Below are 12531 nucleotides of genomic sequence, written 5' to 3' on the forward strand. Positions count from 1 at the left end.
TCCCGAAAGGGCACCACGCGCATGGAGCAGTACGAGCCCGACCGCCTCAGCCCGGCCCAAGTGGCCGCCATGCGGCGCAGCCTCCGCAACGGCAGGGCGGCCATGACCCGCCGGTCGCTGCTGCGCGCCTCCACCGGAGGCGCTCTCGCGCTGGGCGGCCTCGGCGCGCTCAGCGCCTGCGGGATCCCCGCGGCCGGCAAGACCGAGGGCGGCACGGCCGCCGACGACCACTCGGCGAAGGAGAAGACCGTCAGCTTCTCCAACTGGACCGAGTACATGGATGTCGACGAGAGCGGCAAACACCACCCGACGCTCGACGCCTTCACGAAACGCACCGGCATCAAGGTCAAGTACACCGAGGACATCAACGACAACAACGAGTTCTTCGGCAAGATCAAGCCGCAGCTCGCCGCGGGCCAGGACACCGGCCGCGACATCATCGTCCTGACCGACTGGCTGGCCGCCCGCCTCATCCGGCTCGGGTGGGTCCAGAAACTGGACCCGTCCAACCTGCCGCACGCCTACGCCAACCTGTCGGCCCAGTTCCGCAGCCCCGACTGGGACCCGGGCCGGGCGTACTCGTATCCCTGGCAGGGCATCTCCACGGTGATCGCCTACAACAAGAAGGCGCTCGACGGCGTCGAGGTGAAGTCGGTCTCCGACCTGCTCGACAACCCCAAGCTCAAGGGCCGCGTCGGCTTCCTCACCGAGATGCGCGACAGCATGGGCATGACGCTCCTGGACATGGGCAAGGACCCGGAGAAGTTCACCGACGACGACTACGACGCCGCCATCGCCCGACTCCAGAAGGGCGTCGACAGCGGCCAGATCCGCCGCTTCACGGGCAACGACTACACCTCCGACATCACCAGCGGCGACTTCGCGGCCTGCATCGCCTGGGCCGGTGACGTCGTGCAGCTGAAGGCGGACAGTCCCGACGTCGACTTCGTCATCCCGGACAGCGGCTATCTGACGTCCAGCGACAACATGCTGATCCCCAACAAGGCACGTCACAAGACGAACGCCGAACGGCTCATGGACTACTACTACGAGCCGGAGCCGGCCGCCGAACTCGCCGCGTACATCAACTACGTCTGTCCGGTGGACGGCGTGAAGGACGCGCTGGCGAAGATCGACGAGGATGCGGCGAACAACCCGCTGATCATCCCTGACAAGGCCATGCAGGCGAAGTCGCACTCCTTCCGCTCGCTGAGCTCGAAGGAAGAGACCGCCTACGAGGCGAAGTTCGCGAAGCTCACTGGGGCGTGACGACGATGAAGACGACCAACAGCGGCAGCGGCGACGTCCGCCTGACCGGCATCAGCAAGACCTACGGCTCCTTCGCCGCCGTCCACCCGCTCGACCTGACCGTCCCGCAGGGCTCCTTCTTCGCCCTGCTCGGCGCCTCGGGCTGCGGCAAGACCACCACCCTGCGCATGATCGCCGGTCTGGAGGAACCTTCCTCCGGGACCGTCCACCTCGGCGACCAGGACGTGACGGCACTCCCGCCGTACAAGCGCCCGGTGAACACCGTCTTCCAGTCCTACGCCCTCTTCCCGCACCTCGACATCTTCGAGAACGTCGCCTTCGGTCTGCGCCGGCGCGGCATCAAGAGCGTGAAGAAGCAGGTCGAGGACATGCTGGAGCTCGTACAGCTCGGCGAGCAGGCCCGTAAGAAGCCGCACCAGCTCTCCGGCGGCCAGCAGCAGCGCGTCGCGGTGGCCCGCGCCCTGATCAACACCCCCAAGGTGCTGCTGCTCGACGAGCCCCTCGGCGCCCTCGACCTCAAGCTGCGCCGTCAGATGCAGCTGGAGCTCAAGCGCATCCAGACCGAGGTCGGCATCACCTTCGTGCACGTCACGCACGACCAGGAGGAGGCCATGACGATGGCCGACACGGTCGCCGTGATGAACGCGGGCCGGGTCGAGCAGCTCGGCTCGCCGACCGACCTCTACGAGAACCCGAACACCACCTTCGTCGCCAACTTCCTCGGCACGTCGAACCTCATCGAGGCCGAGGTCGACACCAAGAGCGGCGACGACATCGTGCTGAAGGCCGGCGGCGGCAAACTCGTCCTGCCCGAGTCGCGCTGCTCCGCGCCCACGACGACCGGCGGCAAGGTGCTGGTCGGCGTCCGCCCGGAGAAGATATCCCTCACCCACGCCGACGACGCCGGTGAGATTCCCGAGGGCCGCAACCGCATCACCGGGCGCATCGCCAACTCGTCGTTCATCGGCGTCTCCACGCAGTACGTCATCGACACATCGGTCTGCCCCGAGTTCGAGGTCTACGCCCAGAACATCGACCGGGACGCCCGGCTCGCCCCCGGCGCGGAGGTCGTCCTGCACTGGAGCCCCGCCCACACGTTCGGCCTCGACGCCGCCCAGGACATCGACGCCGGCATCCAGGAAGAGGCGGCGGTCTGATGGCGACGCTCACCGAGGCGCCCCCGCCTCTGTCCCCGACGGCGCCGACCGGGAAGCCGCCCCGCAAGCGCGGGCGCTGGACGCCGTACTGGCTGCTGCTGCCCGGTCTGCTCTGGCTGTTCGTGTTCTTCGCGCTGCCGATGATCTACCAGGCCTCCACGTCCGTGCAGACGGGCTCCCTGGAGGAGGGCTACAAGGTCACCTGGCACCTCGCGACCTACTGGGACGCGCTGAGCGAGTACTGGCCGCAGTTCCTGCGCTCGGTCCTCTACGCGGCCGCCGCGACGATCCTGTGCCTGGTGCTCGGCTACCCGCTGGCCTATCTGATCGCCTTCCGGGCCGGCCGCTGGCGGAACCTGATCATGATCCTGGTGATCGCGCCCTTCTTCACCAGCTTCCTGATCCGCACCCTCGCCTGGAAGACGATCCTCGCGGACGGCGGCCCGGTCGTCGGCGCCCTCAACACCCTGCACGTCCTCGACGTCACCAGCTGGCTCGGCTGGACCGCGGGCGACCGGGTCCTGGCCACCCCGCTCGCGGTGGTCTGCGGTCTGACGTACAACTTCCTGCCCTTCATGATCCTGCCGCTCTACACCTCGCTCGAGCGCATCGACGGGCGGCTGCACGAGGCGGCCGGGGACCTGTACGCCAGGCCGGTCACCACCTTCCGCAAGGTCACCTTCCCGCTCTCGATGCCGGGCGTGGTCTCCGGGACGCTGCTGACCTTCATCCCGGCGGCCGGCGACTACGTCAACGCGGAACTCCTCGGCTCGACGGACACCCGCATGATCGGAAACGTGATCCAGACGCAGTTCCTGCGGGTCCTGGACTATCCGACGGCGGCGGCTCTCTCGTTCATCCTGATGGCCGCGATTCTGTTCATGGTCACTCTCTACATCCGCAGGTCCGGGACGGAGGATCTGGTCTAAATGCCCTTCGTCAACTGGCTCAAGCGCCATTTCGTGGTCATCGCGGGACTTCTCACGCTCGCCTATCTCCTGCTGCCGAACGTCGTCGTCACGGTGTTCTCCTTCAACAAACCGAAGGGGCGCTTCAACTACCAATGGCAGCAGTTCTCCACCGATGCCTGGAAGGACCCGTGCGGGGTCGCCGGGCTCTGCGGGTCGCTGTCGCTCAGCCTACAGATCGCCGTCTGGGCGACCCTCGGCGCGACCGCCCTCGGCACGATGATCGCCTTCGCGCTCGTCCGCTACCGCTTCCGCGCGCGGGGCGCCGTCAACTCGCTGATCTTCCTGCCCATGGCGATGCCCGAGGTCGTGATGGCCGCCTCGCTGCTCACCCTGTTCCTCAACCTGGGTGCCCAGCTGGGTTTCTGGACGATCCTCATCGCCCACATCATGTTCTGCCTCAGCTTCGTCGTGACGGCGGTGAAGGCACGCGTCATGTCGATGGACCCGCGCCTGGAGCAGGCGGCCCAGGACCTCTACGCCGGGCCGGCGCAGACGTTCCTGCGCGTCACGCTGCCCATCGCCGCCCCCGGGATCGCCGCGGGCGCGCTGCTCGCCTTCGCGCTCTCCTTCGACGATTTCATCATCACCAATTTCAACGCGGGCTCCACCGTCACCTTCCCCATGTTCGTCTGGGGTTCGGCGCAGCGCGGAACGCCCGTTCAGATCAATGTCATCGGTACGGCCATGTTCCTCATCGCCGTACTGTTCGTACTGACCTCGATGGTCATCGGAAATCGCCGCAACAAGCAAAAGGCGTAATCGGAAAAGCCCCTGTAGGGAGTTGAAATCATGGCCCCAAGCGCCATGAACCGGTGGATCACTTCTCTTTCCGACGCACAGCCCGTGCCGTACTGGCTGGAAGATCCCGGCAAGCCGCACCCCGAACCCGCGCTCACCGGCCCCGAGACCTGCGACCTGCTGGTCGTCGGCGGCGGCTACAGCGGACTGTGGACCGCGCTCGTCGCCAAGGAGCGCGAGCCGCAGCGGGACGTGGTGCTGCTGGAGGGCCGCGAGGTGGGCTGGGCCGCCTCGGGCCGCAACGGGGGCTTCTGCGCGGCCTCCCTCACCCACGGGCTGCCCAACGGACTCGCTCGCTGGCCGGACGAGATCCACCGGCTCGAGGAGCTGGGGATGCGCAACCTCGACGAGATCGAGGCGGCGATCGCCCGGCACGGCATCGACTGCGACTTCGAGCGCACCGGCGAGATCGACGTGGCCACCGAGACGTACCAGGCGTGGGAACTGCGCGACTGGTACGAGGAGCTCGAAGGCAAGGGTCTCGCCGACGGGCTCGAGTTCCTCGACGCGGACGCGGTGCGCGAGCAGGTCGCCTCGCCCACCTTCCAGGCGGGTCTGCACGACCGCCGGGGTGTGGCCATGCTCCATCCCGCCAAGCTCGTCTGGGGTCTGAAGCAGGCGTGCATGCGGCTGGGCGTCCGCGTCTACGAGCACACCCCCGCCCTGACGCTGAAGCCCTACGGCGCCGGAATGGCCGTGGGCACCCCCTACGGGCAGGTGCGGGCCCGGCAGGTCGCGCTCGGCACCAACATCTTCCCCAACCTGGTCCGGCGGGTGCGGGCGTACACCGTCCCGGTCTACGACTACGCGCTGATGACGGAACCGCTGAGCGCCGACCAGCTCGACTCGATCGGGTGGAAGAACCGGCAGGGTCTCGGGGACTCGGCCAACCAGTTCCACTACTTCCGGCTGTCGGCCGACAACCGGATCCTGTGGGGCGGATACGACGCGGTCTACCCCTACGGGGGCCGGGTGCGCGCCGAGTACGACGACCGGCCGGAGACGTACGCCAAGCTCGCCGGGCACTTCTTCGGCTGCTTCCCGCAGCTGGAGGGGGTGCGCTTCACCCACGCCTGGGGCGGGGCGATCGACACGTGCTCGCGCTTCTCGGCGTTCTTCGGCACGGCGCACCAGGGGAAGGTGGCGTACGCGGCCGGGTACACCGGCCTGGGGGTCGGGGCCACCCGCTTCGGGGCCGAGGTGATGCTGGACCTGCTGGCCGGGGAGAGCACCGAGCGGACGTCGTTGGAGATGGTCCGCAAGAAGCCGCTGCCCTTCCCGCCCGAGCCCTTCGCCTGGACCGGCATCGCCCTCACCAAGTGGTCGCTGGCCCGCGCCGACGCGCACGGCGGGCGGCGCAACCTGTGGCTGAAGACGATGGACCGGCTGGGGCTGGGCTTCGACAGCTGACAGCCTCAGCGCACAGCCGACAGCCGACCGATGCCGGTCAGGTGTGACCCGGTTCACTCCAACGGGTGGCCCCGACCTGCGTAATGCCCACCGGGGACCTCCCTCTCCCTCGTGACGCGACCGCGTCCACGAGTGAAAGGGAGGTCTTCTCATGGCTGGGGCGAAGACGGCTGTCGAATGGCTGGCATCCGTCGCACCGGATCCCGAGGCATGCCGCTGGGAGTGGGAGCGCAACCCCCTGGGGGTGGCGCTGCTGCCCGCGGGCAAGGCCTGGGACGTACTCATCCTGCCGGGCGAGCTCGGCTATCCCACCCTCGACGTGCTCATCCGGATCCTTCATCGGCCGGGCCCCGTGCTCGTCGACTTCGGGGACAACCGCATGGGCTTCTTCGTCGCGCCCGGCACGGCCGCCCGCTGGCTCGGCACCGGTATCCGTACGGCGGGGGCCGGCACCTGGATCGTCGTGCCGTATCCGGGCCGCTCCACCCGGGGTGTCCGCTGGCTGGTCCCGCCGGACGGCTCCGGCACCCTGACCGATCCGGCGCTGCTCGAACTGGCGATGCACGAGGCGGCGGCGGGCCTGGCCGGCGGAGAGGGCGGCTGACCGACCGGCCACCTCCGCCGCGATACCCGGCCACCGGCCGGGTCGGGGCCGGCGCGCCTCCACCGCCCCCGGCCGGGAGACGCGGCAGGTCCCTTTCACGTCGGCCGCCCGTGCGGCCGACGCGGCCGCCTCCGCCGACGACCGACCGGCTGCCCGCCGTCGGCTGCCGCTGACGGCACCTCACCCGTGGTTCCGTCGTGCCGCTCGCCGACGTCGCCTCGGGTGCCGGCTCAGCTCCATCGCCGTATGCCCGCCTTCAGCGCCAGCCACAGCTCCGGTGCCGTAGGTCGACCGCTGTGTGTGGGCCGCCTGCTGTCGACAGGGGAACCTCGCCCCGGCCTCCGTGCCGCTACTCCGTCGACGTCGCCTTCAGTGCCAGCCACAGCTCCATCCGGACATCCGGGTCGTCCAGGGAACGCCCGAGGATCTCCTCCACCCGCCGCATCCGGTAGCGCAGGGTGTGCCGGTGGACGCCCAGGTCGGCCGCCGCCGCGTCCCACTGGCCGTGGCGGGAGAGCCAGGCCCGCAGCGAGGCCACCAGGTCGCCGCGGCCGGTCGCGTCGTGTTCGTGCAGGGCGCGCAGCAGACCGTCCGCGAACGCCTTCACCGCGTCGTCCGCGAGAAGGGGCAGCACGGAACCCGCCGCGAGCTGCTCGTGCTCCACGAAGACCCGGCCCCGGCGCCGCGCGACGGACAGCGCCTGCTCGGCCTGCTTGTACGCCGCCGCCGCCGCGATCGGCCCGGCCGGCGCGGACAGGCCCACGACGAGTCCGTCCTCGTCGCCGGACTCGGGCCCGGCACCCCCGGCCGCCCGCGCATTCTCCAGCGCGGCCGTGTACTGCGCGCACGCCTCCGCGGCCGCGCCCCCGTCCGCGACCAGGGCCACCAGCCGGTCGCCCTCGGGCACCACCAGCACGGCCTCCCCGGCCCGGGCGGCCGCCGACTCGACGGCCTCGGTGAGACCGTCGAAGGGGTCACCGCCCCCGTCGGCCGCGGCCGACGCCGGCGTCGCGTCGGCGACGATCACCCGGAACGGGGCGTCGAGCAGCCCGCCGTACAGGTCCCCGGCGACGGCCCGCGCGTGGTCCGGTTCGCCCGCCAGCAGCATGCACAGCACCGCCGCGCCGATCCGCTGCTGCGCCGCGTGCAGCGAGCGCGAGCGTTCGGTGGTCAGGGTGAGCAGCGCGATGGCCGAGTGGACGGCGTACCGCTCGGCGGTGCCGAGAGCCGAGGCGGTGCCGACCGCGAGCGCGGCGCGCGGGCGCCGACCGGTGCCCAGGGAGTGCAGCTCGACCCGGTCGTCGTGCCGGTCGTCGGGTCCGGAGCGCTCCGGACCCCCGCCGCCGCCCACCACCGCCGAGGCCGGGGCCGGCCGTTCCCGCAGCCGCTCCACCTCCGCCGTGAGCCGCCCCGCCCGCCGGCCCGCCCACTCCGGCGCGGCTCCCACGACGGCACCCGAGGCGTCGTAGAGGGCCGCCCACCCGTCGACCTGCGCGGCGAGCGCGCGGAGCAACCCCTGCGGGCCGTCCGTCAGCGCCTGCTTCGTCAGCTCGCGCTGGGCCGCGAACCCGGCCGTGACCGCCCGGTACTGGTCGGCCGCGATCGCCGCCGACACCGCCTTGCTGATGGCGAGGAAGGGTGTGCGGCGCGGCACCTCCAGCAGGGGCAGGCCCTCCTCCTCGGCCGCGTCCACGAGGGCCTTCGGGATGTCCTCGTAGTTGACGCCGACGGCGAAGCCGAGCCCGACCACCCCGGCCTTGGCCAGCCGCCGCACATAGCGCCGCATGGCCTCCGGGTCCTCGGCGTCCAGCTTGAGCGCGGTGATCAGCAGCAGCTCCCCGCCCTCCATGTACGGCACGGGGTCCGCGAGCTCGCTGACGTGCGCCCAGCGCACCGGCACGTCCAGACGGTCCTCGCCGGCCCGCACGGTCAGTTTCAGCGCGGAGTGGTGGACGAGCGAGGCGAGCGTGGGAGGCATGGGGCCTTCAGGTCGGGGGAGTGATCGGCGGCGTGATCTTTTGGCCGCCGCGTATGAACGGTCTCTCCCGATTCTGCCTCACTGTACGGACCGCGGACGCGTCTTCAGCCCCGCAGGTCCACCAGCAGCGGTGGCGCGTGTTCGCCCCGCACATCGGTCAGGGACAGCACCGCGTGGCCGGGCGGCACCTCGTGCGCCAGCCGGGACGCCGACCACCGCTCCCGCTCCACCTGGCGCACGGTCACCGCGTCCGTGGTCACCGCCTTGCCGGTGACGAGCTTGCGCAGGGCGTGGATGGCGCGGGTCATCGGCTGGTCGGCGAAGACGGTGTGCTTGGCGACCTCGGTGGTCTCCACCCACTCGGTGCCCCAGGTCTGCGCGAACCGGCTGCCGTCCCAGGTGGTGATGCCGGAGAACGCCATCCGGCAGCCGACGGCCCCGTACAGCGGACCGTGCAGCGCCTCCGGGACGTCGCCGATGGAGCGCAGGGCGAGCACCACGCCCGCGTTCTGCGAGCGCAGCCGCTGGAGCCGGCGCACCGACCCCTCGGTGACCGTGCCCGTCGCGTCGTCCAGGACCAGACAGGCGAAGTGGTCGCGCCGCTCCCGTACGACGGTGTGGAACTGGGCGAGGACCAGCCGGGTGATCAGGCGGGCGGCCTCCTCGTGACCCCGCTCGGGCAGGTCGACGCGGACCCGCAGCGGGTGGTGGGCGACGGCGCGCAGCGAGAACGCCCGGTGCGCGTTGCTGCCGCCGCCGAAGAACTCCGCGAACACCGGGCGGTTGAGCAGCGCCAGCCGGTCGGCGAGGGCCCGGCCCGCGTCGCCCGGGGCTCCCGTCTGCCGGACCCGTGCCTCCAGCTCGCGGCGCATCACCTCGTCACCGGCCACGGCCTCCCGCAGCGCGGACAGCGCGGCCGGCTCGCCCTCGAGGAGCTCGCGCAGCTCGGGCAGGGTGGGGAAGCAGCCGTGCGCGCTCCGGTAGGGGCCCAGCACCTGGGCGAGCGCCGTGGTCGCGCTCGGGCCGCTCACCGCGTCGAGGTCGCCGACCAGCGCCTCGGCGAGGATCGAGGCCGCCTCGTCCGGGTCCTCGGACTCCGCGTACGGATCCAGGTCGTGCACGGACGAGGGGTCCCCGATGCCGACGATCACGTCGAACGCGGAGTCGGAGCCGAGCGGGTCGCCCCCGGGCGAGGACACCGCGACGACGGCGCACGCCCCGGTGAGCGCCTGCAGGGCCAGCGTCTCGGTCAGCGGCTCGATCAGGGTCCGGGTCTTGCCCGATCCGGACGGCCCGACCGCGAGCAGCGAGGTGCCCAGCACCTCCGGGCCGAGCGCGGCGCCCGCGTCGTGATGGCTGACCGGGGTGCGTTCGGCGGCCACCCAGCGGCCGACCCGCACCTGCCCGGTGAGCAGATCGTGGCGCGCGGTGCGCCGGGGCAGGTCACGGGCGCCGGAGGGGTGGGTCCAGGCAGCCCCGCCCTGCCGCAGCACGGTGTCCCGGAAGTCCGCGGTCCCCGCCGTCCAGGCCCGTCGTACGCGCACGCAGTCCACGTCGTTCATCCGGCCGGCGGCGACCTCGGCGGTCAGCAGCTCGGCCGCCTCGTACTGCCCCGCGTCCCGCAGCTCGGGCCACTGGGCGCGCGGCAGCTCGACCGCGGGCGCGGCCCGGCCGGGCTCGGCCCGCCGGGCGGCGAGTCGTTCCTGCACGTACGGCCACCAGCCGCCGACCTGCGCGAACGGCCACACCACCAGCAGCGTGATGGCCGTGTACAGCGCGTTCGTGAACAGGGGGGAGGCGAACAGCTCGTAGCTGCCGGAGATCAGGACGATCAGCGAGAACAGCGGGTCGATGACGGGCAGGGGGTCCCAGCCGACCCCGAAGGCGCCGGGGAAGACGAAGCTGAGGGTGGCGAGCGCGCCCAGCAGGGCGACGAGAGCCCGCGCGGGCTGCGGCCGACGGCCCACGAAGTGCCGCACGGCGTGCGCCCAGCTGCCCAGCCGGCCCATCGCGCAGACGAGGACGGCGAAGAACACGCCGTCGTAGACCACCCGCGCCTCCGCGCCCTCCATGGACTTCGGGGACGCGATCGTGCCGCCCCACCACCAGTCGTCCGGAGTGAACAGCCGCAGCAGGGTGAACTGGTACGGCAGGCCGCCCCGGCGCCACAGCGACCACAGGACCAGCGCGACCACCAGCGGGACCAGCATGCCGACGACCGTCACCGGCGCGAGCCGCTCCGTCGCCCGGGCCGCCTTCGGCGGCCGGTACCCGAAGCGCCAGATACCCGTCCCGGCCGCGGGCCGCTCCTCGTCGAGCCAGGCGGCGACGGCGGATGCGGCCCGCGGGGAGTGCCCGGGGGCAGGCGGTACGCCCGGTGCCCGGTCCGGCCGCGGCGGCATCGACGGCGGCCGCGCCGGCCCCGCCGGGCGCGGCACGGGATTCGCCTGCGTACCCCGCGCGTCCTGCGTCCCGTCGCTGTCCATCGCCCCTGCCCCCTGACCAGCCGCTCCGTCCACCATCAGCGAGTCAATCTAACGCGCCCGCAAGGGGAGTTCACCGCTTACGCGGCCGGGCCCGTGACGATCGCCGTCCGGCGGCACTGTCCATGACGGACAAGCCGCCCCGCCGACACCGCCCACATGGAGCATGCCCACCCTCCACTCCCCGTCCTAGCCTGCGAGAAAAGAACGAAAGTGTCCGCAAAACCCCAGGAGCCCCTCATGACCGCCCTTCCGCAGGAGCGCCGCGTCGTCACCGCCATCCCCGGCCCGAAGTCGCAGGAACTCCAGGCCCGCCGTACCGCCGCGGTCGCGGCCGGCGTCGGTTCGGTGCTCCCCGTCTTCACCACGCGCGCGGGCGGCGGCATCATCGAGGACGTCGACGGCAACCGCCTGATCGACTTCGGCTCCGGCATCGCCGTGACGTCCGTCGGCGCCTCCGCCGAGGCCGTCGTGCGCCGGGCCACCGCCCAGCTCGCCGACTTCACCCACACCTGTTTCATGGTCACCCCCTACGAGGGCTACGTGGCGGTGGCCGAGGCCCTCGCCGAGCTCACCCCGGGTGACCACGCCAAGAAGTCCGCGCTGTTCAACAGCGGTGCCGAGGCCGTCGAGAACGCAGTCAAGATCGCGCGTTCGTACACCAAGCGGCAGGCGGTCGTCGTCTTCGACCACGGCTACCACGGCCGCACCAACCTCACCATGGCGCTGACGGCGAAGAACATGCCGTACAAGCACGGCTTCGGCCCGTTCGCGCCCGAGGTCTACCGCGTCCCGGTCGCCTACGGCTACCGCTGGCCCACCGGCGCCGAGAACGCCGGCTCCGAGGCCGCCGCGCAGGCCATCGACGAGATCACCAAGCAGGTCGGCGCGGACAACGTGGCCGCGATCATCATCGAGCCGGTGCTCGGCGAGGGCGGCTTCATCGAGCCGGCCAAGGGCTTCCTGCCGGCCATCAGCAAGTTCGCGTCCGACAACGGCATCGTCTTCGTCGCCGACGAGATCCAGTCCGGCTTCTGCCGCACCGGCCAGTGGTTCGCCTGCGAGGACGAGGGCATCGTCCCGGACCTGATCACGACGGCCAAGGGCATCGCGGGCGGTCTGCCGCTGGCCGCGGTGACCGGCCGCGCCGAGATCATGGACGCCGCGCACGCGGGCGGCCTGGGCGGCACCTACGGCGGCAACCCGGTCGCCTGCGCGGGCGCGCTCGGTGCGATCGAGACGATGAAGGAGCTCGACCTCAACGCCCGGGCGAAGCACATCGAGGCCGTCATGAAGGGACGCCTCGCCGCCATGGCGGAGAAGTTCGAGATCATCGGCGACATCCGTGGACGTGGCGCGATGATCGCGATCGAGCTGGTCAAGGACCGTACGACGAAGGAGCCGAACCCCGAGGCGACCGGCGCGCTGGCCAAGGCCTGCCACCAGGAGGGCCTGCTGGTCCTGACCTGTGGCACCTACGGCAACGTGCTGCGCTTCCTGCCGCCGCTGGTCATCGGCGAGGACCTGCTCAACGAGGGCCTCGACATCATCGAGCAGGCTTTCGCGCGCATCTGAGCCCAGGCGCCGCACAGCTGATTCCCATCGCCCGCAGAGGGTGTGAAGAAGGTGTGCGAGGAGGATGGCGGGACGGGATTCGGCCTGTCGTACCGCCTGCCTCTGCCGTAGGTTCTCACCAGATGAGAGATACACCCCGTCCACAGGGGACTGCGGACGGATCCAGGCCGGGGCCTCCCCAGCTTCGACCTGGTCGTGCCCTCGCGCACACAACCGGAGCTTCCGGCTTCGGATCTCCACACCGATCGGACGGCCGCCCGCCCCAAACCCCCCGGGGCGGCCGGCA

General features: G+C 71.4%; 9 protein-coding genes. 7 read left to right on the forward strand and 2 right to left on the reverse strand.

What is annotated here, in order from left to right; genetic code table 11:
• Positions 1–21 precede the first annotated feature (21 nt).
• The 6 genes from OG736_RS31255 (at position 22) to OG736_RS31280 (ending at position 6209) form a co-directional block, all read left to right on the forward strand.
• Positions 22–1269, forward strand: coding sequence for a polyamine ABC transporter substrate-binding protein (locus OG736_RS31255; RefSeq protein ID WP_327185329.1), 1248 nt, complete (start codon positions 22–24; stop codon positions 1267–1269).
• A 5-nt stretch (positions 1270–1274) separates the two neighbouring features.
• Complete coding sequence (locus OG736_RS31260; protein ID WP_327187756.1) at positions 1275–2426, forward strand: ABC transporter ATP-binding protein; 1152 nt, start codon at positions 1275–1277, stop codon at positions 2424–2426.
• The gene (locus OG736_RS31265) at positions 2426–3355 is read left to right on the forward strand and encodes an ABC transporter permease (protein WP_327185330.1); all 930 of its coding nucleotides are present in this window, start codon (positions 2426–2428) and stop codon (positions 3353–3355) included. Before OG736_RS31260 ends, OG736_RS31265 begins: the two co-directional genes overlap by 1 nt.
• Complete coding sequence (locus tag OG736_RS31270; RefSeq protein WP_327185331.1) at positions 3356–4156, forward strand: ABC transporter permease; 801 nt, start codon at positions 3356–3358, stop codon at positions 4154–4156.
• A 30-nt stretch (positions 4157–4186) separates the two neighbouring features.
• The gene (locus OG736_RS31275) at positions 4187–5605 is read left to right on the forward strand and encodes an NAD(P)/FAD-dependent oxidoreductase (protein WP_327185332.1); all 1419 of its coding nucleotides are present in this window, start codon (positions 4187–4189) and stop codon (positions 5603–5605) included.
• Positions 5606–5756: 151 nt separating this feature from the next.
• Positions 5757–6209 carry a bifunctional DNA primase/polymerase gene (locus tag OG736_RS31280; protein ID WP_327185333.1) on the forward strand — a complete coding sequence of 151 codons (453 nt, stop codon included), beginning with the start codon at positions 5757–5759 and terminating at the stop codon, positions 6207–6209.
• Between the two features lie 349 nt (positions 6210–6558).
• Here the strand turns inward: OG736_RS31280 and OG736_RS31285 are convergent, their stop codons facing one another.
• Together OG736_RS31285 and OG736_RS31290 are read right to left on the reverse strand one after the other, a co-directional pair.
• Positions 6559–8187, reverse strand: coding sequence for a PucR family transcriptional regulator (locus OG736_RS31285; RefSeq protein ID WP_327185334.1), 1629 nt, complete (start codon positions 8185–8187; stop codon positions 6559–6561).
• A 104-nt stretch (positions 8188–8291) separates the two neighbouring features.
• The gene (locus tag OG736_RS31290; RefSeq protein ID WP_327185335.1) at positions 8292–10673 is read right to left on the reverse strand and encodes an ATP/GTP-binding protein; all 2382 of its coding nucleotides are present in this window, start codon (positions 10671–10673) and stop codon (positions 8292–8294) included.
• 237 nt (positions 10674–10910) lie between these two features.
• Here OG736_RS31290 and gabT point away from each other — a divergent pair, with 237 nt between their 5' ends.
• Positions 10911–12245: a 4-aminobutyrate--2-oxoglutarate transaminase gene (gene gabT, locus OG736_RS31295; RefSeq protein ID WP_327185336.1), complete on the forward strand. Its 1335-nt coding sequence runs from the start codon at positions 10911–10913 to the stop codon at positions 12243–12245.
• Positions 12246–12531 lie beyond the last annotated feature (286 nt).

Source organism: Streptomyces sp. NBC_01334 (assembly GCF_035983595.1).
GTDB lineage: Bacteria > Actinomycetota > Actinomycetes > Streptomycetales > Streptomycetaceae > Streptomyces > Streptomyces coriariae.

Excerpts from the sequence above, each read along its gene's own strand:
- OG736_RS31265 (WP_327185330.1), top strand. The coding sequence starts at position 2,426 with ATGGCGACGCTCACCGAGGCGCCCCCGCCTCTGTCCCCGACGGCGCCG.
- OG736_RS31270 (WP_327185331.1), top strand. The coding sequence starts at position 3,356 with ATGCCCTTCGTCAACTGGCTCAAGCGCCATTTCGTGGTCATCGCGGGA.
- OG736_RS31280 (WP_327185333.1), top strand. The coding sequence starts at position 5,757 with ATGGCTGGGGCGAAGACGGCTGTCGAATGGCTGGCATCCGTCGCACCG.
- gabT (WP_327185336.1), top strand. The coding sequence starts at position 10,911 with ATGACCGCCCTTCCGCAGGAGCGCCGCGTCGTCACCGCCATCCCCGGC.
- OG736_RS31290 (WP_327185335.1), bottom strand. The coding sequence starts at position 10,673 with ATGGACAGCGACGGGACGCAGGACGCGCGGGGTACGCAGGCGAATCCC.
- OG736_RS31255 (WP_327185329.1), top strand. The coding sequence starts at position 22 with ATGGAGCAGTACGAGCCCGACCGCCTCAGCCCGGCCCAAGTGGCCGCC.
- OG736_RS31275 (WP_327185332.1), top strand. The coding sequence starts at position 4,187 with ATGGCCCCAAGCGCCATGAACCGGTGGATCACTTCTCTTTCCGACGCA.
- OG736_RS31260 (WP_327187756.1), top strand. The coding sequence starts at position 1,275 with ATGAAGACGACCAACAGCGGCAGCGGCGACGTCCGCCTGACCGGCATC.
- OG736_RS31285 (WP_327185334.1), bottom strand. The coding sequence starts at position 8,187 with ATGCCTCCCACGCTCGCCTCGCTCGTCCACCACTCCGCGCTGAAACTG.